The organism is Micromonospora sp. SYSU B005 (genome assembly GCF_055362685.1).
Genome location: NZ_JAXCFU010000003.1, coordinates 309,943 through 328,607 on the forward strand (window position 1 = coordinate 309,943; position 18,665 = coordinate 328,607).

15 protein-coding genes and 2 pseudogenes are annotated in these 18,665 nt (G+C 73.0%); 9 read left to right on the plus strand and 8 right to left on the minus strand.

Annotated elements, in window-relative coordinates; translation table 11 throughout:
- The first annotated feature begins 149 nt into the window (after positions 1–149).
- The 3 genes from SM452_RS10615 to SM452_RS10625 all read left to right on the plus strand — a co-directional run bounded on the left by SM452_RS10615 (position 150) and on the right by SM452_RS10625 (position 3,583).
- Complete coding sequence (locus tag SM452_RS10615; RefSeq protein ID WP_463839810.1) at positions 150–1,475, plus strand: polysaccharide pyruvyl transferase family protein; 1,326 nt, start codon at positions 150–152, stop codon at positions 1,473–1,475.
- A 40-nt stretch (positions 1,476–1,515) separates the two neighbouring features.
- Positions 1,516–2,151 carry an alpha-ketoglutarate-dependent dioxygenase AlkB gene (locus tag SM452_RS10620; RefSeq protein WP_355513360.1) on the plus strand — a complete coding sequence of 212 codons (636 nt, stop codon included), beginning with the start codon at positions 1,516–1,518 and terminating at the stop codon, positions 2,149–2,151.
- Between the two features lie 94 nt (positions 2,152–2,245).
- Positions 2,246–3,583, plus strand: coding sequence for a uracil-xanthine permease family protein (locus tag SM452_RS10625; RefSeq protein WP_262012192.1), 1,338 nt, complete (start codon positions 2,246–2,248; stop codon positions 3,581–3,583).
- Between the two features lie 327 nt (positions 3,584–3,910).
- On the opposite strand, the gene SM452_RS10630 is transcribed toward SM452_RS10625, so the two are convergent.
- The 4 genes and pseudogenes from SM452_RS10630 to SM452_RS10645 all read right to left on the minus strand — a co-directional run bounded on the left by SM452_RS10630 (position 3,911) and on the right by SM452_RS10645 (position 9,789).
- Complete coding sequence (locus SM452_RS10630; protein ID WP_463839896.1) at positions 3,911–6,607, minus strand: DNA topoisomerase (ATP-hydrolyzing); 2,697 nt, start codon at positions 6,605–6,607, stop codon at positions 3,911–3,913.
- Between the two features lie 60 nt (positions 6,608–6,667).
- Positions 6,668–7,450 (minus strand): annotated as a pseudogene (locus SM452_RS10635) (LAGLIDADG family homing endonuclease); the annotation flags it as partial.
- Positions 7,439–7,699: pseudogene (locus SM452_RS10640) on the minus strand (DNA gyrase subunit A); the annotation flags it as partial. The pseudogenes SM452_RS10635 and SM452_RS10640, both read right to left, overlap by 12 nt.
- Positions 7,700–7,731: 32 nt before the next feature.
- On the minus strand, positions 7,732–9,789 hold the full coding sequence (locus tag SM452_RS10645; RefSeq protein WP_463839811.1) for a DNA gyrase/topoisomerase IV subunit B: 2,058 nt from the start codon (positions 9,787–9,789) through the stop codon (positions 7,732–7,734).
- Between the two features lie 348 nt (positions 9,790–10,137).
- Here SM452_RS10645 and SM452_RS10650 point away from each other — a divergent pair, with 348 nt between their 5' ends.
- Complete coding sequence (locus SM452_RS10650) at positions 10,138–11,394, plus strand: SGNH/GDSL hydrolase family protein (RefSeq protein ID WP_262012189.1); 1,257 nt, start codon at positions 10,138–10,140, stop codon at positions 11,392–11,394.
- A 78-nt stretch (positions 11,395–11,472) separates the two neighbouring features.
- Here the strand turns inward: SM452_RS10650 and SM452_RS10655 are convergent, their stop codons facing one another.
- Both SM452_RS10655 and SM452_RS10660 read right to left on the minus strand, forming a co-directional pair.
- Positions 11,473–12,105 (minus strand): class I SAM-dependent methyltransferase, encoded by a 633-nt coding sequence (locus tag SM452_RS10655; RefSeq protein WP_355513354.1) that lies wholly within the window; start codon positions 12,103–12,105, stop codon positions 11,473–11,475.
- A complete protein-coding gene (locus SM452_RS10660) occupies positions 12,105–12,542 on the minus strand; it encodes an RrF2 family transcriptional regulator (RefSeq protein ID WP_262012187.1) in 438 nt (145 codons plus the stop codon). The genes SM452_RS10655 and SM452_RS10660 overlap by 1 nt, the downstream gene beginning before the upstream one ends.
- Positions 12,543–12,697: 155 nt before the next feature.
- Between SM452_RS10660 and SM452_RS10665 the strand changes: the two genes are divergently transcribed.
- From SM452_RS10665 to SM452_RS10685, 5 genes are all read left to right on the plus strand, one after another.
- Positions 12,698–13,909: a globin domain-containing protein gene (locus SM452_RS10665; protein WP_463839812.1), complete on the plus strand. Its 1,212-nt coding sequence runs from the start codon at positions 12,698–12,700 to the stop codon at positions 13,907–13,909.
- Between the two features lie 300 nt (positions 13,910–14,209).
- Positions 14,210–15,427, plus strand: coding sequence for a glycosyltransferase (locus SM452_RS10670; RefSeq protein WP_463839897.1), 1,218 nt, complete (start codon positions 14,210–14,212; stop codon positions 15,425–15,427).
- Between the two features lie 50 nt (positions 15,428–15,477).
- Entirely contained in the window at positions 15,478–16,335 is an 858-nt protein-coding gene (locus tag SM452_RS10675; protein ID WP_463839813.1) for an alpha/beta hydrolase family protein, read from the plus strand.
- A 70-nt stretch (positions 16,336–16,405) separates the two neighbouring features.
- Positions 16,406–17,035 (plus strand): hypothetical protein, encoded by a 630-nt coding sequence (locus SM452_RS10680; protein WP_194800869.1) that lies wholly within the window; start codon positions 16,406–16,408, stop codon positions 17,033–17,035.
- A gap of 111 nt (positions 17,036–17,146) precedes the next feature.
- On the plus strand, positions 17,147–17,524 hold the full coding sequence (locus SM452_RS10685; protein ID WP_463839814.1) for a hypothetical protein: 378 nt from the start codon (positions 17,147–17,149) through the stop codon (positions 17,522–17,524).
- 4 nt (positions 17,525–17,528) lie between these two features.
- On the opposite strand, the gene SM452_RS10690 is transcribed toward SM452_RS10685, so the two are convergent.
- Entirely contained in the window at positions 17,529–17,738 is a 210-nt protein-coding gene (locus SM452_RS10690) for a GTPase activator (RefSeq protein ID WP_262012183.1), read from the minus strand.
- A 36-nt stretch (positions 17,739–17,774) separates the two neighbouring features.
- Positions 17,775–18,665: a DUF72 domain-containing protein gene (locus SM452_RS10695; protein WP_262012182.1), complete on the minus strand. Its 891-nt coding sequence runs from the start codon at positions 18,663–18,665 to the stop codon at positions 17,775–17,777.

The window sequence follows — 18,665 nt, forward strand, 5'->3', positions numbered from 1 at the left end:
ACCCTACCCCGGGCAACCGGGACGTTCCCGGCGAGCCGACGTCCGGTCGGCTCCGCCGGGGCGGCGGATAGGATTTCCGTTCTGCACGCGCGGGCACCCACCCGGCTCCCGCCCGCACGCCGTGCCGTACGGAAGGTGAGCGAAACCGGATGCACCAGCGGATCCTGCTCCGCGCCCGCAAGGGCCCGTTCGACGTCCTCACGCCGGAGGAGACGTTCGCCGGCAACTGGATCGGCGACAACAGCGGCAACCTGGTCTTCAGCCACGCGGCGCACAAGCTGCTCGCCACCTCCACGGCCGAGATCACACCGACCCGCGTCCCGGCCGACCCGCGCCTCGCCGACGAGATCAACGAGCGGCACGACGTGTTCGTCGTACCCCTCGCCAACGCGTTCCGCCGCAGCTTCATTCACCGGCTCACGCCGCTGACCCGGCTGATCGAACGGCTGAAGATCCCGGTGGTGGTGCTCGGCGTCGGCGTGCAGACGAACGTCGACGGCGACCGCGAGTACCTGCGGCCGATCGACGAGCCGGTCCGCGCCTTCTGCAAGGCCGTGCTGGACCGGTCGCACAGCATCGGCGTACGCGGCGAGGTGACCGAGAGCTACCTCAACGCGCTGGGCTTCTCCGACGTGGAGCAGATCGGCTGCCCGTCGATGTTCCTGCACGGCGACACGTTCCACCTGGAGAAGAGCCGCCCGGAACTGACCACCGACTCGAAGGTCGCGCTCACCATCTCCCCGTACGTCCGCTCGATGGCCTCGGTGGTCCGCCACCACCAGGAGCGCTACCCGAACCTCTGCTACGTGCCGCAGGACCTGCGCACGCTCGGCACCCTGCTCTACGGCGACGCGCCCGAGCACCGGGGCCAGAGCAGCGACATCCCGCTGCACACCTCGCACCCGCTGTTCGCCGAGGACAAGGTGCGCATGTTCGTCGACCCGTGGACCTGGATGTCGCACCTGTCCGGGTACGACTTCGCGTTCGGCACCCGCATCCACGGCACCATCACCGCGCTCGTCGCCGGCACGCCCGGCTACCTGTTCGCGCACGACTCGCGCACCCTGGAACTGGCCCGCTACTTCGGCATCCCGCACCGGATCATGCGGGACGTGCCGGCCGACGTCGACGCCGCCGACCTCTACGCGGAGGCCGACTACACGTCGCTCAACGACGGCCACAAGGCCCGCTTCGAGACCATCACCGCGTTCCTGCGCAAGCACGACCTCGGCACCTCGTTCGCCGACGGCGACAGCGCCGCGCGCTTCGACAGGCAGGTCGGCGAGACGGTGTTCCCGCCGGGCGTCGGGCCCGCCGCCGCCACCCCGCCGGCCGAACTGCTGACCCGCATCGAGCGGCTGCGCGACGAGAACGCGAAGCTCACCGCCACCATCGACGCGCTGCGCTCGCAGCAGCTCCGGGAGCGGATCAAGCAGGCCGTCCCGGGCACGGTCCGCCGGATACTGCGGCGCTGACCGTCGTACGCCTGTTCGAGAGCGGGGTACGATCGGCTGCGTGTCCGACGCGTACCAGCCCTCGATGCTCGACCTGGCCGAGCAGGGCCCGGCCCTGGGCCCGCTCGCCGGGGCGCTGCGCCGGCACGAGCTGAGCCGGGGCGCCTGGGTCGACCACCTGCCCGGCTGGGTACGCGGCTCCGACGAGGTGCTCGACACGCTGCGCCACGACGTGCCCTGGCGGGCCGAACGCCGCACCATGTACGACGCCGAGGTCGACGTGCCCCGGCTGCTCTGCTGGTACGCCGCCGGCCGCCCGCTGCCGCACCCGGTGCTCACCGCGGCCCGGGACGCGCTCACCCGGCACTACGCGCCCGAACTGGGCGAGCCCTTCGTCACCGCCGGCATGTGCCTCTACCGCGACGGCCGCGACAGCGTCGCCTGGCACGGCGACACCCTCGGCCGCTCCGCGCACACCGACACCATGGTGGCGATCGTCTCGTTCGGCTCCCCGCGCGCGCTGCTGCTGCGCCCGCGCGGCGGAGGCGGCGGCAGCCTGCGGTTCCCGCTCGGCCACGGTGACCTGGTGGTCATGGGCGGCTCCTGCCAGCGCACCTGGGAACACGCGGTGCCGAAGACCACCCGACCGGTCGGCCCCCGGGTCAGCGTCCAGTTCCGTCCCACCGGCGTCGCCTGAGCCGGGGCGGGACCACGTCCCGCCAGGGCACGTGCTAGAAACAACTCCCAGGGTCGATCACGCCCCCGTCACCCGATGACGCGAAGGGCGACCGATGACCCAGTCCCCCACCTCCCGCTGGTCCCCGTGGACCCTGCACGGCGACGGCCGCCAGGTACGCCCCGGCGACGTGGTCGCGCCCGACGAACGGCTCTCCTGGCCGCGCACCATCGGCGTGGGCGTGCAGCACGTGGTCGCCATGTTCGGCGCCACCTTCACCGTCCCGCTGATCACCGGGTTCCCGCCCGCCACGACGCTGCTGTTCTCCGGGCTCGGCACGCTGCTGTTCCTGCTGATCACCGGCAACCGGCTGCCCTCGTACCTCGGCTCGTCGTTCGCGTTCATCGCGCCGGTCCTGGCGGCGAAGACCGACGGCGGCATCGGCGCGGCCCTCGGCGGCATCGTCGTCGCGGGCGTCGCGCTGGCGCTCGTCGGCGTGGTGGTGCAGGTGGCCGGTTCCCGCTGGATCGACGCGCTGATGCCGCCGGTGGTCACCGGCGCGATCGTCATGCTGATCGGCCTCAACCTCGCGCCGGTCGCCTGGGACGGCGGCGGCTCCGGCACCGGCGTGAAGGCGCAGCCGCTGATCGCCGTGGTCACGCTCGTCGCGATCCTGCTCACCACCGTGCTGTTCCGCGGCTTCGTGGCGCGGCTGTCGATCCTCGTCGGCGTGGTGGTCGGCTGGGTGCTCGCCGCGCTCACCGGCAACCTCGACCAGCAGGCGGTCCGGGGCCTGCGCCAGGCGGCCTGGGTCGGTTTTCCCGAGTTCCACACGCCGAGCTTCGACGCGCGCGCCGTCGTGCTGGTCATCCCGGTGATCCTGGTGCTGATCGCGGAGAACGCCGGGCACGTCAAGGCGGTAGCCGCGATGACCGGCCGCAACCTGGACCGCGACATGGGCCGGGCGCTGCTCGGCGACGGCGTCGCCACGGTGCTGGCCGGGTCCGGCGGCGGTTCCGGCACCACCACGTACGCGGAGAACATCGGCGTGATGGCGGCGACCCGCGTCTACTCCACCGCCGCGTACTGGGTGGCCGGCGGCACGGCGATCCTGCTCGGGCTGTGCCCGAAGTTCGGCGCGCTGATCCTGACCGTCCCCGCCGGTGTGCTGGGTGGCGCCACCACCGCGCTGTACGGCCTGATCGCCATCCTGGGCGCCCGGATCTGGATCGAGAGCCGGGTCGACTTCCACGACCCGATCAACCTGTTCACGGCCGCGGTCGCGGTGATCATCGGCGCCGCCAACTACACGCTGACCGCGGGCGACCTGTCGTTCAACGGCATCGCGCTGGGCACTGCCGCCGCCCTGGTCATCTACCACGGCATGCGCCTGATCGCCCGCCTGCGCGGCACCACTCCCGAGTCCCGCCAGTCCCCCGAACCCGAACTCTGACCCGTCCTCTCCCCCACCCGCCCCACCCGGTCCGCCCGCCGTCGCCCCGTTGATCATGAAGTTAGCGGCACAAATTGCCCGATTCACGCCCGCCAACTTCATGGTCAACAGGCGGTGGGGGCGCGATCAGGTCCCCCCGAGGGCCCGGCCGCCCAGTCCGCCAGGAGCGCCCGCTGCGGTGATCAAGGAGTTTGCGGTCGGCGGGGGCGTGAAAAGGCCGCCAACTCCTTGATCAACCGGGTTGGGCGGGGGCCGGGAGAGGGCGCAGCGGCAAGGGCATGGCGGGGACGGGCGCGTCGGGTGGCCGGGCCGCCCGCCCCAACCCCGTCAGTCGCGGTCGATGTGGTGGCCTACCACCGTCGGGCCTAGCATCACGGCGAAACCGGAACCGTCCCGGCGCGGGTCCGCAGGGGGCAGCTCCACCGGGTCGCCGGTGGCCGTCGCACCCACCGGCCGCGGGCCGATCCAGGCCACCGACAGCTCCAGCTCACCCTTGAGGAACCGCTGCGCGCGTACGCCGCCGGTCGCCCTCCCCTTCGCCGGGTACGCCTTGAACGGCGTCACCTTCACTGTCGCTCCGGTCGACGTGACCACCATCGGCTCACCGTGCTTCGCGTCGTCGGTACGGATCGCGCCGAAGAAGACCACCCGGGCGTCGCCCGGCAGGTTGATGCCGGCCATGCCGCCACCCTTGAGCCCCTGCGGGCGTACCACCGATGCGGCGAAGCGCAGCAGCGACGCCTCCGAGGACACGAACGCCAGCGTCTCGGCGCCGTCGGTCAGCCAGGTCGCGCCGACCACCTCGTCGCCGTCGCGCAGCGAGATCACCTCGAACTCGTCGGAGCGGACCGGCCAGTCCGGGGCGCACACCTTCACCACGCCCGCCCGGGTGCCGAGCGCCAGACCGGGCGACCCCTGCGCGGACGGGCCCAGCGGCGCAAGCCCGACCACCGTCTCACCCGGCTCCAGCGGCACCAGTTCCGCCGCCGACATGCCGCCGCGCAGCGACACCGTGCCGGACTGCTCCGGCAGCACCGGCAACGGCAGCACGTCGATCTTGAAGGCGCGGCCGGCGCTGGTCACCAGTAGCACCCGGCCGCGGGCGGTGGAGTGCACGATCGCGCGTACCGCGTCGTGCTTGACCCGGCCGCTGCGCCGGCGCGCCTCGGCGGCCTCCTCCGACTCGGCCGCGGTCCGCGCCACCAACCCGGTGGCGGAGAGGATGACCTGGCACGGGTCGTCGGCGACCTCCAGCGGACCGGCGGGCACCGAGGCGGCGAGCACCTCCTTGAGGTCGCCGTCGACGAGCGTCGTACGCCGCGGCGCGCCGAACTGCTTGACCACGGCGGCCAGCTCGTCGGAGACGACCTTCCGCAGCACCTTCGGGTCGTCCAGGATCTTCGACAGCTCGGCGATCTCGCCGCGCAGCTTCTCCTGCTCGGCCTCCAGCTCCAGCCGGTCGTACTTGGTCAGCCGGCGCAGCGGAGTGTCCAGGATGTAGCTCGCCTGGATCTCGGAGAGCTTGAACTTCTGCATCAGGCCGTCCTTGGCGGCCTGGGCGTCCTCGCTGGCGCGGATCAGCTTGACCACCCGGTCGATGTCGAGCAGGGCGATCAGCAGACCATCGACCAGGTGCAGGCGTTCCTCCCGCTTGCGCTTGCGGTACGCGCTGCGCCGGGTCACCACCTCGTAGCGGTGGGCCAGGAACACGTCGAGCAGTTCCTTGAGCCCGAGCGTGCGGGGCTGCCCGTCGACGAGCACCAGGTTGTTCACGCCGAAGGACTGCTCCAGCGGGGTGAGCCGGTAGAGGTCGGCCAGCAGCGCCTGCGGGTTCACGCCGACCTTGCACTCCACCACCAGGCGGGTGCCGTTCTCCCGGTCGGTGAGGTCCTTGACGTCGGCGATGCCGGTCAGCCGCTTGGTCTTGTTCACCTCGTTGGTGATGGCCGCGATGACCTTCTCGGCACCGACGCCGTACGGCAGCTCGGTGACGGTGATGGCCTGCCGGCCGCGGCTGCCCTCCAGCGGGCCGATCTCCACCCGCCCGCGCATGCGCACCACACCGCGCCCGGTCTCGTACGCGCGGCGCACCTCGTCCAGGCCGAGCAGCAGCCCTCCGGTCGGCAGGTCGGGGCCGGGCACGAACTCCATGAGCTTGTCGAGTGTGGCGTCCGGGTGGTTGATCAGCCAGCGGGCGGCCTGGACCACCTCGCCGAGGTTGTGCGGGATCATGTTCGTCGCCATGCCGACCGCGATGCCGGACGCGCCGTTGACGAGCAGGTTCGGGAACGCCGCCGGCAGCACCGTGGGCTGGGTCAGCGAGCCGTCGTAGTTCGGCTCGACGTCGACGGTGTCCTCACCCAGCTCGCCGACGAGCAGCATCGCCTCCCGGGACATCCGGGCCTCGGTGTATCGCGCCGCGGCCGGGCCGTCGTCCGGGCTGCCGAAGTTGCCGTGCCCGTCGATGAGCGGGACGTTGAGCGAGAAGTCCTGGGCCAACCGCACCATCGCGTCGTAGATGGCGGTGTCGCCGTGCGGGTGGTACTTGCCCATACAGTTGTGCACCACGCGGCCCTCCGCGACGAACGCGTGTTCGTCGGAGCCGACCTGGATATCGTACGTGGTTTCGGCAGGAATCCGCTCGACCGACATCACCCGTAGGAAGGATCGGCCCGAAAGCGCCTCGAGCCGTCTCGCGAGCGGAGACCCGATGCGCCGGAGTTTACAGATCCATCCATCCCGCTCGGCACGCCAGAGCGGGAATGAACGCTCCGACAGCGGCACGCCGTTACGGTCCTTGCCGTAACGGATCTGGCTACCCGCGCCCGAGAGTGATGATCGGAACGCCTTGCCGGCCTCGTCCCGGAACCACCCGCCCCCCTGGTGGGCGTCGGCGAATTCCTTGATCACCCGCGCGTACGGCAGCCGGTCGTTGCCCTGCTTGCCGCCGTACTGATAGGTCAGGTCCACCACCTTTTCCAGACCTGCGATCTTGTAACCGATCCGCACCCAGGGCAGCAGCATCTCGGCCAGAGCGGCGGCATCACGCCCGCTGAAGGACAGGCCGAGAAGGCGTTGAAAGCCGTCTCGCGCGCTGGTCCAGTAGTGCCCGTGCAAGCCCAGGTCGGCCAGCATGGAGTTGATCTGCCGCACGAGTGTCTCGCTGGTACTGACGAAGACGATCTCCCGGAAGCGCTTGCGGACATAACCGTCACCGTCGAAGAATCCGGCAAGGAAGGGGGCCCATGCCGAGCGGTTCTCGAGGACATCACTCGGCACACGCTTGGCACCGCTCAGCGGTCCCCCCGCTTCGAGCAGGCCCTCGTGCCTCGCGAACGTGACGATGTGCTGATCGCGGTGCCGCGGATCAGTCGCCGTCCTCTTGCCTCGGCTGACGTTGAGCCCGTTGGCGATCGCCCAACCATGTGCGACGTCGAGCGGTTCGACGTCACACATGTGCAGGCGCACACGACCGTCAGCCGAGCGAGCCCGGTCGACGGCGAAGCCCTCCGCCACCACCAGCCCACGGACGTAGTCGTAGGGAGTGCCGCCGGGGGCGGCGGCTTTCCTGCGGGCACCGCCGTACGCGAGCGTGAGGTGCCCGGTGAGTTCGGACGCCTCCACCCAACGAACGGACAGGTCCTCGTCGACCACGCGAAAACGCTGACCCGGCGTGACCGACATGGTGTGCCCGTTGTCCCAGGTGACCCGAACCAGCTCCGACTGCGGGTTTCGGTAGGCCGCGACGACCGGAGTGGCGACTCCGTCGCCGTCGAGCACCGTGTCGCCGACCTCGATCGACTCGATCGGCCGAAGACCGGTCGGTGTCGACACGAGCGTTCCCGCGACGAAGCAGTCGCCGACGATCCGGGCGCTCTTGACGTGGCTGCGGTCCGGCCGGTGGCCCTGCTCGTACATCGACCACAGGATGCGCCGGTGCACCGGCTTGAGCCCGTCGCGCGCGTCGGGCAGGGCGCGGGAGTGGATGACCGAGAACGCGTACTCCAGGTAGGAGTCCGAGACCTCGGTGACCAGCGGGTTGTCGAAGACGCGAGCGCCGGCCTGGTCGAAGGCGGCCAGGTCCGCCTTCGCGCGGTCGTCCTTGCGGCGTGCCATGGTGCGGTTTCCTTCCGAGACGAACCCGTTGGTCAGGCGTCGATGGCGTCGCGGTCGACCCGGTCGGCGGAGTCGATCAGCCAGTTGCGGCGGGGCTCGACCTTCTCCCCCATGAGCAGTTCGAGGATCCGCTCGGCGGCCTCGACGTCGTCGAGCGTGATCCGGCGGACCGCCCGGGTGGCCGGGTTCATGGTGGTCTCCCACAGTTCGTCGGCGTCCATCTCACCGAGGCCCTTGAAGCGCGGGATCGGCGTGACGATCTGCTTGCCGGCCTTCTCCAGCTTGCGGACCGTCGCCTCCATCTCCGCCTGCGTGTAGGTGTAGACGGTCTGCGGGTTGCGCCCCTTGGTGGTGATCTTGTGCAGGGGCGGCATCGCCGCGTAGAGCCGCCCGGCCTCGATCAGCGGCCGCATGTAGCGGGCGAACAGCGTGATCAGCAGGGTACGGATGTGCGCGCCGTCGACGTCCGCGTCGGCCATGATGAGCACCCGGCCGTACCGCAGGGTGGACAGGTCGAACGTCCGGCCGGAGCCGGCGCCGAGCACCTGCACGATCGCGGCGCACTCGGCGTTGTCCAGCACCTGCTGGAGGCTGGCCTTCTGGACGTTGAGGATCTTGCCGCGGATCGGCAGCAGCGCCTGGTATTCGGAGGACCGCGCGAGGCGCCCCGTCCCGAGGGCGCTGTCCCCCTCCACGATGAACAGTTCACTTCTCTCGATGCCCGCGGCCCGGCAGTCGACGAGCTTGGCCGGCATGGCCGCGCCCTCCAGCGCGGTCTTGCGGCGGGCGGCGTCCTTCTGCTGCTTCTGGGTGAGCCGCACCCGGGCCGCGTCGACGATCTTCTGGAGCACCGTGCGGGCCTCGGCCTTGGTGCGGCGGTCGTCCAGCCAGTTCTTGAGGTGCGCCTCGATTAGGCCCTGGAGCACCTTGGTGATGCCGGCGGTGGACAGCTCGTCCTTTGTCTGCGAGGTGAACTGCGGCTCCGGGATGCGCACGTGCACCACGGCCGTCATGCCCTCCAGGACGTCGTCCAGGGTGGGCGCGTCCTCCTTGGGCTTGAGCAGGCCGCGGGCGTTGCGGGCGGCTTCGGCGAGGGTACGGGCAAGCGCCCGCTCGAAGCCCTTGCGGTGGGTGCCGCCGTGGGCGTTGCGGATGGTGTTGGTAAAGCACTCGACGGTGCGCTCGTAGCCGGTGCCCCAGCGGAACGCCACCTCGACCTCGGCGCGGCGCTGCACGTTGGACTGCATGACGCCGTTGGCGTCGGCGGCGTTCTCCCGGTAGGTGCCCTCGCCGGTGACCAGCAGCGTGCCGGAGACCGGCCGGTCGCCGGCCGGGGCGAGGTATTCCACCATGTCGGTGAGGCCGTTGGGGAAGTGGAAGCTCTCCTCGACGCTCTGCTCGCCGGTCTCGTCGCGCAGCCGGTAGGCGACGCCGGGCACGAGGAACGCGGTGTTGCGCAGCTTGAGCCGGACCGTCCCGGTGTCGAGCGCGGCGCCGGTCTCGAAGTAGCGGGGGTCGTGCCACCAGCGGATCGAGGTGCCGGTGCGCTGGCCGCGCTTCATCGCGCCGACGATCTGCAGGCCGGGGCCGGGGGTGAAGGGCGCGTCCGGGCCGTCGCCGTCGAAGACGCCCGGTACGCCGTGGCGGAACGACATGGCGTGGACCTTGCCGCCGCGCCGGACGGTGACGTCGAAGCGGCGGGACAGCGCGTTGACGGCCGAGGCGCCGACGCCGTGCAGGCCGCCGGAGGTCTTGTAGCCGGAGCCGCCGAACTTGCCGCCCGCGTGCAGGCGGGTCAGCACCAGCTCGACGCCGGAGATGCCGGACTTGGCGTGCACGTCGGTGGGGATGCCCCGGCCGTCGTCGTCGACCTGGACCGACCCGTCGGCGTGCAGGATCACGTCGACCTTGGTGGCGTGACCGGCGACACCCTCGTCTGTCGAGTTGTCGAGGATCTCGTTGACGAGGTGACCCACGCCACGGCTGTCGGTCGAGCCGATGTACATGCCCGGGCGCTTGCGGACGGCGTCGAGGCCCTCCAGATGCGTCAGGTCGTCGGCCCCGTAGAGGGTCTCAGGCTGTGCGGTCAACTGGTCGTACTCCCAGGTCTCGGCGGTGTGGTGCCGTTCACCGTGTGATCCCCCCACGATGATCGCCGGGCGCGGCGCGCCGGAGCGAGCCTAGCCGGGTGCCCCGACAGGTCGGCGGCACCGGGGCGGTGCGTTGCGCGATCGGCCTGCCGTCCGGGTCCGTCCGGCGGTCGCGTACGGCGGTCCGGCGGGACGGGCGGGGTGTCCAGCCGGCACAACGACCCGGGCGCCGGATGTCTTCCCCGGTGAACGGCCACGGATGTCGGGCCATTGACGTCCGTCACACGCGCGTGATCTGATCGCCCTCCTGAAGAATCTTTCACATTTCGATGTCTTGGGAGGTCGGGCATGTCCGTGTTCCGTCGTTCCGTGCTCGCGGCGGCGCTGGCGCTCGCCACGGTGGCGTTACCCGCCGCCGCGGCGCCCGCCCGGCCCGCAGCCGCCGCACTGCCCACCGCCGCGGTGGCGCTGGGAGACAGCTTCATCAGCGGCGAGGGCGCCGGGGCGTACGCGCCGGTGGTGGACGTCAACGGGGTGGCCCAGGGCTTCCCCGGCTGGTCCGCCGCCAACGCCAACGCCTACTTCTGCCACCGCTCGCCGAACGCCTCGCTGTTCCAGGCCGACCTGCCCGGCATCTCCGCGCGGTTCAACCTGGCCTGCTCGGGCGGCCAGCCGTACGACATCGCCAGCGCCTCGGCGACCCGGACCAAGGGACGGCAGGTGGCCGCCCAGCTCGACCAGCTCCGGTCGGTGGCGCGGACCCACGACATCGACCTGGTGCTCGTCGGTCTCGGCTCGAACAACAGCTCGTTCACCTTCGGCAGCGTGGCGGAGAAGTGCGCCAACCGGTTCATCGCCGACGCGTGGACCGGCTGGTGGGAGTTCTGGGCGTACCTGGGCGGGCCGGTGGAGCAGAAGCCGTGCACGGACGCCGACCTGGGCACGGCCGCGCAGTTCGCCGCCGCCACCGCGGAGACCACCACGGCGCTGCGGCAGCTGCTCACCACGCTGGACCAGATCGACGCCGACGGGCAGCACCGGGTGGTGTTCCAGGACTACACGAACCCGCTGCCGTTCGAGCTGGACCAGACCTACTGGACCGAGGACAGCCGGGACGACACCCGGGACAAGTTCCGTGCGCTGGGCGCCGAGCGGTACGCGGCCGGCTGCCCGATCCACCGGGCCAGCCTGGCGCCCGGGCACCGCTTCTCGCAGGGCCTCGGCACGCTCGTCGGCTCGGTACGCGGCACGCTCGCCGGCGAGTTCCCGCAGGACGACCTAGTCTACCTGAACGTGCAGCGCGCGTTCGACGGCGCCCGGCTCTGCGAGTCGACTGGTAGCCCGGGCAACGCCCTTGCCACCCCGATCCGGCTGATGGACGGTCCGAGCGGCACGTTCGTCACCAGCCTCTCCGGATACGACAAGCTCGACATCCAGCGCATCGCCAACGCCTGCGGCACGTACTTCCAGACCTGCCAGGAGTCGTGGCACCCGAACGCCGCCGGGCACAAGGTGCTCGGCCGGTGCCTGGCCGGGGCGGCGGCGACCGGCGCCCGTACCGTCTCCTGCGTCCGCGCCCCGGACGGCACGGTGAGCGTGAGCTGACAGCGATGGCCGGCGCCCCCGCACCCCGGGGGCGCCGGACCGGACCGGGCCCGGCCGGAACGCGAGCCCGGCCCGGGGTCAGGCCCGGATCGCGGTGCCGAGCACGTGCGGCGAGGCCGGCGCCGGCAGCCCGGTCGGCGGGAAGCGGAACCGGTCCAGTTCGGTCACCGTGAACCCGGCGGCCCGGATCGCGGCGACCGTGTCCCGGGCGGTGTGGCATCCGGCGCAGAACAGCGGCCAGAGCGTGGCGTCGGCCAGGCGCTGGGCCCGGCGCAGGCCGGGCGTCTGCGCCACCACGTGTTCGTAGAAGCGCAGTTCGCCACCGGCCCGCAGCACCCGCCGCGCCTCGCGCAGCGCGACCGCCTGGTCCGGCACCGAGCAGAGTACGAGCGACAGCACCACCGCGTCGGCGGCGCCGTCGGCGACCGGCAGCGCCTCGGCGAGACCGGCGGCGACGGTCACCGGGACCGGGGCGCCCGGCGCGGCGGCGCGGGCCAGCGCGCGCAGGCGGGGTTCCGGCTCGACGGCGAGCACCCGGCTGACCTGCGGCGGATAGTGCGCGAGGTTGCGCCCGTTCCCGGCGCCGACCTCGACCACCAGGCCGTTCAGCCCGGCGACGAGGCGGGCGCGGTGCCCGGCCATGCCGGCCTGGTCCAGGGCGACGCTGGCGCGGGCGAAGATCCGGGAGAAGATCGGATGGGAGACCGCCATCAGCGGCCGGCCGGTGGCGCGCCGAGGCTGAGCAGGAGCGGGCCGGCGGATCCGTCGACCAGGTCGCCGAGGCGTACCCCGTCGAGCACGGCGAGGAAGGCGGCCTGCGCGCGGCGCAGCTCACCGCGCAGCCGGCACTCCGCGATCAGCGGGCAGACCGGCTGCGCGCAGTCGACCACCTCGCCGTCGCCCTCGAAGGCACGGACCACCTGGCCGACGGTGATGTCCGCGGCGTGCTCGGCGAAGGCCACGCCGCCGGAACGGCCCCTGATGGTCACCAGGACCCCGATGCGTTGCAGTCGCTGCACCACCTTGGCGACGTGGCTGCGGGGCAGTTCGAGCCGGGTGGCGAGTTCGTCGACGGTGGCCCGGACCGGGGACGCGGCGGTCAGCATGGCGATCCGCAACGCCATGTCGGTCGACCGGTTGAGCCTCACGCACCGACCCTAGCCACTCGGCGCCGTCCAGGACACCAGCAGATTCACGGTGACCCATGCCACCCCGGCGCCGGGACCTTCGGCCCTAAAAGAGGAATCTCCGAATCCTGTTTCGTGGGGATCGACCTGTTCGAGCCCCGGAAGGAGATTCGGTCGTGCTCTCGGAATCCTCAGCAGCGGTCGTGACCGCCACCCTGCCCGTCGTGCGGGCGCACGGCGAGGCCATCACCGGCCGCTTCTACCAGCGGATGTTCGACGCCCACCCGGACCTGCTGGACCTGTTCAACCGGGGCAACCAGGCCACCGGGGCGCAGAAGGCCGCGCTCGCCTCGGCGGTGGTCGCATACGCGGCGCACCTGACCGGCGACGGCGGCATGCCGTGGGGGCCGGTCCTGGACCGGATCGCGCACAAGCACGCCTCCCTCGGCATCACCGCCACCCAGTACCCGATCGTCGGCCGGCACCTGCTCGCCGCGGTCGGCGAGGTGCTCGGCGACGCGGTCACCCCGGCGGTGGCCGCCGCCTGGGACGAGGTCTACTGGCTGCTGGCCTGCGAGCTGATCGCCCGCGAGGCGCGGCTCTACGCCGGCGCCGGCGTACCCGAGGGCGGTCCGGTGTGGCAGGACTGGCGGGTGACCGGCCGGACCCGGGAGAGCGCCGACGTCGTCTCGCTCACCCTCGCGCCGGCCGGCGGCGGCGCCGCGCCCGGCTTCACCCCCGGCCGGTACGTCTCGGTCGCCGTCGACCTGGACGGCGGCCGAGGGCAGCAGATCCGCCAGTACAGCCTCTCCGGCCGCCCCGGCGCCGAGGAGTGGCGGATCACCGTGAAGCGGGTACGCGGCGAGGGCGGCGCCCCCGACGGCATGGTCTCCGGTCACCTGCACGACCGGGTGTCCGCCGGCGACACGCTGCGGCTCAGCCCGGCGTTCGGCGAGGTCGACGCCACCGGCGGCGACGGGCCGCTGCTGCTGGTCAGCGCCGGCATCGGGCTCACCCCGGCGATGGCGGCGCTGGCCCACCTGGCCGACCGGGATCCCGGCCGGCGGGTGACGCTGGCACACGCCGACCGCGCCGCCGAGGCGCACGCGCTGCGCGCGGAACTCCCCGCGCTCCAGCAGCGGCTGCCGAACCTGGCCGTCCACCTCTGGTATCTCGACGCCGCCGGGGCCGACCTGCCCGGCCTGAAGGCGGAGGTGTCCGCCGGGCTGATCGACCCGAACCGGCTCCCGCTGCCCGCCGGGGTGGACGCGCACCTGTGCGGCCCGGTCGCGTTCATGAACCTGGTCCGGGGCAACCTGCTGCGCCGGGGTGTGCCGGCCGAGCGGATCGCCTACGAGGTGTTCGGCCCCGGGATGCTGCCGGGCTGACGCCCCGCGGAGAAGTCGACGATCTCCTGGTTAGGGGCGCAAGCCGAGGGTACGGGTCCTCCATGCGCATCCCCGGCATCAACGCGATCCTCCGGCCACCACGGAAGCGGTGGACGCCGCCCCACCGGACGCCGGGGCGCCGGCCACCCGCGTCGACACGCTCGTGGCGGCGGCGCGCCGGCTGACCGAGGACGCCGACGCCGCGTACCGACTCGGCGCACGGGCACGCGAGTGGCGGGGAAGCGGTCCGGTCCGGACCGCTTCCTCGCCGACTGGGACCGGATCCTGGAGGACGAGAACATGCGCATCGCGATGATTTCCCAGCATGCCAGCCCGCTCGCCGCCCCCGGCGAGGAGGACGCGGGCGGCCAGAACACGCACGTGGCGGAACTCGCGTCCGCGCTCACCGTTGCCGGCCACGACGTCCGCGTCTACACCCGCCGTGACTCCCCCGAGCTGCCCGAGGCGGTCGACGCGCCGGACGGCTACCAGGTGTGCCACGTGCCGGCCGGTCCCGCGCGGCGGATGCCGAAGGACGACCTGCTGCCGTACACGGGCGAGTTCGGGAGCCGGCTGGCCGACACCTGGCGGCGCGGCGGCTGGACCCCGGACGTGGCGCACGCGCACTTCTGGATGAGCGGGCTGGCCACCGTGCACGCGAGCCGTCGCACCGGCGTGCCGACCGTGTTGACGTACCACTCGCTCGGCACCGTCAAGCGTCGCCACCAGGGCGTACGGGACACCAGTCCACCGGGGCGCGCCGGTTACGAGCGGGCGCTCGGCCGGGCCGTGGACCGGGTCGTCGTGCAGTGCTCCGACGAGGTCGCCGAACTGGTGCGGATGGGCGTACCCCGGTCCCGGATGGCGCTCGTGCCGGCCGGCGTCAACGAGGCGGTGTTCCGCCCGGACGGCCCGGTCGCGCCCCGCGACCCGGCCCGCCCGCGCATCCTCACCGTCGGGCGGATGGTCGAACGCAAGGGCTTCCTGGACGTGGTCCGGGCGCTACCGGCGGTGCCGGACGCGGAGTGCGTGGTGGTCGGCGGCCCGCCGGGCCACCTGCTGCCCGCCGACACGTTCGCCCGCCGGCTGTCCGCGCTCGCCGACTCGTGCGGCGTGGCCGACCGGGTACGGCTGCTCGGCGGCGTGCCGCGCGAGGAGATGGCCGCCTGGTACCGGTCGGCGGACGTGCTCGTGGCCGCCCCCTGGTACGAGCCGTTCGGGCTCACCGCACTGGAGGGCATGGCCTGCGGCGTGCCGGTGATCGGCGCGAACGTGGGCGGCATCGCCGACAGCGTGGTGGACGGGCTCACCGGCGACCTGGTGCCGCCGCGTGACCCCCGCGCGCTCGGCACCGCGGTACGCCGGCTGCTCGGCGACAACGTGCGCCGGTTCGCGTACGCCACCGCCGCGCTCGACCGCGTCCGCAGCCGGTACTCCTGGAGGCGCTGCGCGGAGCAGCTCGTCGCGGTCTACGGCGCGCTGACGAACGCGGCCCGGCCCGCACCGGCGGTGGCGTGAGGCGACCCCTTGCTACCCACCGGTAAGGTTCGGGCCGTACCCTGATCCGGGTGAGCGGGGACTACACCCAGGAGTACGTGGACGTCGACGGCGCGCGCATCGGCGTGCAGGTCTACCCGGAGCCGACCGGTCCGCCCGGCGCGCCGGTGGTGCTGATCTGGCCCGCGATGGGCGTACGCGCCCGCTACTACCGGCCGTTCGCCGCCGCGCTGCGCGACGCCGGGCTCGCGGTGATCGTGGCCGACCTGCGCGGCACCGGCGAGAGCACCCCGGTGCCGTCGCGCGCCTGCCGGTACGGCTACCAGGAGATGGCCGCCGACGTCGGCGCCGTGCTCGACGCGCTCAAGCCCCGGCTGGACGGCCGCACCCGGCTGCTGCTCGGGCACTCGCTGGGCGGGCAGGTGGCGGTGCTGCACCAGGCGCTGGACGACGACGACCGGGTGGACGGGCTGGCCCTGGTGGCGGTGGGGCTGCCGTGGTGGCGGACGTACCCGGGCCTGCGCGGGTGGGGTGTGCTGCCGTACACCCAGGCCATCGCGGCGACGGCGCGGCTGCTCGGCGTCTGGCCGGGCTGGGGTTTCGGCGGCCGGCAGGCACGCGGCGTGATCCGGGACTGGGCGCACACCGCCCGCACCGGCCGGTTCCCGGCGCTGGACGGCGTGGACACGGAGGCCGCCGTGCGGCGGATCCGGACGCCGGTGCTCGCGGTCAGCGTCGACGACGACCAGTACACGCCGCACGAGACGCTCGACCACCTCTGCGGGAAGCTGACCGCGGCGCCGGTGACGCGGCACCGCTACACGGCCGCCGAGGCGGGCGCGCGGCTGGACCACTTCACCTGGGTACGCGCGTCGGCGCCGCTTGCCGCCCGGATCGCCGCGTTCGCGGACACGCTCCCCCGCCGGTGAGCCACGCCCGGGCGTGAGTCGCCCGATCGTGGGTATGCCGCACCGCCCGAACACGGCGGAGGGGGATCTGATGTCAGAACGGCACACCACGCTGCGCTCGATGCACGACCTGGGCCTGGCGGCCTGGTTCGGCGGTTCCCTGATGGGGGCGCTGGGCGTGAACGGCGCGGCGGCGCGGATCAACGACACGACCGAGCGGCTGCCGGTGGCCTCGGCCGGATGGGCGCGGTGGACACCGGTGAACGCGGCGGCGATCGGCGCGCACCTGGCCGGCGCGGTCGGTGAACTGGTCACCGAGAGCCCGCGGATGGCCCGCCAGGCGGGCGTGGGGAAGATGAGCGCGGTGAAGACCGCGCTGACGGTCGGCGCGCTGGCGGTGACCGGCTACAGCCGGCTGGTAGGCATGCGGCTGGAGAAGGCCGGCGGGCCGCCGGTCGAGGGGACCACCGAACCGAACCACCACACCCCGGCGAACGTCGCCGCCAGTCAGCGGCAGATGAAGCTGCTCCAGTGGGCGGTTCCGGCGCTGACCGGCGCGCTCGTCGTGGTGTCGGCGTACATGGGCGAGCAGCAGAAGCCGGGCCAGGTGTTCCGGGGCATGCTCGACCGCGCGGGCGGGCTGATGGCCGCGCCGAAGAACATCGGCAAGGTGGCCGCCGTGGGCGCGGCCGGCCGTCACCTGGTCGGGGCGAGCCGCTGACCACCGCGCGGCCGACGACCCACATCGGGGTGGGTCGCCGGCCGCGCGGTGCACCGGGACAGGCCGTCCGCAGGCGGACGGCACGGACATCAGCAGCCAGGCGAGGTGACAATGACCAGCAGGGACCGGCCGGGTGACGGGCGTGGGCCGGAGTCGGCAGCGCCGTGGGGCACCACCGACGGCTTCGACGCCGACCCGCCGTGGGGCGCGGGAGAGCACGACCCGATGAACGAGGGCAGCGAGGAGACCGCCGTACCCGAGGGGCGGCGCGGTGAGCGCCGGGCGGCGGGCGCCGGGCCGGGCGGGCCGAAGGCGGGCCGGCACGGGTTCGGATCCGTCGAGCCGACCCGGACGGCCGAGGCCGGGCCGGGCGCGCCGCCGGATCCCGCCCCGTCGGGGCGGACGTTCCCGGACGACAGGGCGGACGGCGACCTCGGCGACAACGCGCTGGAGGAGGCGACCGGGATGCGTCCGGAGACGCGTCCCTGAGCCATCAGGAGCCGGTGCCGTCCTCATCCGGGTCGCCGAGCGCGGACGGCTCGTTGTCCGGCACCGGCGACCCGGCCACCGGGTGCCCGGTGTCGTCGACCAGGCCCGGTGCCATGCTGCCGCCGTGCGCCTCCTCGGCCTCCCGGGTCGCCCGCGGATCCCGCTCGTCCTCGTCGCGCCGCTTCTGCACCGATCCCCCTTCGCTGTCGTCCATGCCTCCGGCGGTACCCGGACGGCGGCTGCGGAAACGTCAGGCGCGCGCGGCGGCGGGGGCGACGCCGAGCAGGTCGGCCAGGCGGGCGGCGTCGCGCTGGGCCTGGTCGCCGCAGCAGTTGTTCATCAGCACGTGCAGTTCGGCGCACTGGTCGGCCAGTTCGCGCAGCAGCACCGACCAGTGCCGCAGCTCCCGCTCCCCGTAGGCGTAGCGGAACCGTTCCTGCTTGTCGCCGCTCTCCCAGGCCGTGCTGTGCCCGTGGAACCGGATCACGGCCAGGTCGGTGGTGGCGACCAGGACCGGCGGCACCGAGGAGACGTGCCCCTGCGGCATGTCCACGCAGGCGTACCCGAGATCGTGCTCGCGCAGGAACGTCACGGTCTCGGCCATCGCGTCCCCGTCGAACCAGGACGAGTGCCGCAGCTCGACGGTGACCGGCCAGGGACGGCAGCGCCGGGCCGCGTCCAGGATCCGCCGCCGGGCCGCCTCGCCGCGGGCCAGCCACGGCGGGAACTGCAACAGCACGGCGCCGAGCCGGTCGGCCGCCGCGAGCGGCGCCAGCGCCGCGTGGAACCGGTCCCACACCTCGTCGTACGCCCCGGCGGGCAGGTCGCGCCAGCGGATCCGGCTCGGGCCGCCGGCCGGGCGCAGGTCCTTGGGCAGCGCGTCCACAGGGGTGTGGTGGCCGGTGAACAGACGGAACGCCTTGACGTCGAAGGTGAACCCGTCCGGCGTCGCGGCCGCCCAGCCCGCCGTGGTCTCCGGCGCCGGCACGGCGTAGTACGACGTGTCCACCTCGACCAGTCCGAACCGCTCCGCGTACCAGCCGAGCCGGCCGGCGGGCGTGTTGACCCCGCGCGGATACCAGCCGGAGCGGACCAGCATCTGGTCGGCCCAGGACGACGTGCCCACCTTGATGACACCCAT

What these genes read in the sequence shown, in the direction of transcription:
- SM452_RS10680 (WP_194800869.1), top strand. Translation starts at nt 16,406, where the DNA reads ATGTCAGAACGGCACACCACGCTGCGCTCGATGCACGACCTGGGCCTG.
- SM452_RS10655 (WP_355513354.1), bottom strand. Translation starts at nt 12,105, where the DNA reads ATGGCGGTCTCCCATCCGATCTTCTCCCGGATCTTCGCCCGCGCCAGC.
- SM452_RS10695 (WP_262012182.1), bottom strand. Translation starts at nt 18,665, where the DNA reads ATGGGTGTCATCAAGGTGGGCACGTCGTCCTGGGCCGACCAGATGCTG.
- SM452_RS10630 (WP_463839896.1), bottom strand. Translation starts at nt 6,607, where the DNA reads ATGCTGCTGCCCTGGGTGCGGATCGGTTACAAGATCGCAGGTCTGGAA.
- SM452_RS10685 (WP_463839814.1), top strand. Translation starts at nt 17,147, where the DNA reads ATGACCAGCAGGGACCGGCCGGGTGACGGGCGTGGGCCGGAGTCGGCA.
- SM452_RS10650 (WP_262012189.1), top strand. Translation starts at nt 10,138, where the DNA reads ATGTCCGTGTTCCGTCGTTCCGTGCTCGCGGCGGCGCTGGCGCTCGCC.
- SM452_RS10670 (WP_463839897.1), top strand. Translation starts at nt 14,210, where the DNA reads ATGCGCATCGCGATGATTTCCCAGCATGCCAGCCCGCTCGCCGCCCCC.
- SM452_RS10625 (WP_262012192.1), top strand. Translation starts at nt 2,246, where the DNA reads ATGACCCAGTCCCCCACCTCCCGCTGGTCCCCGTGGACCCTGCACGGC.
- SM452_RS10690 (WP_262012183.1), bottom strand. Translation starts at nt 17,738, where the DNA reads ATGGACGACAGCGAAGGGGGATCGGTGCAGAAGCGGCGCGACGAGGAC.
- SM452_RS10615 (WP_463839810.1), top strand. Translation starts at nt 150, where the DNA reads ATGCACCAGCGGATCCTGCTCCGCGCCCGCAAGGGCCCGTTCGACGTC.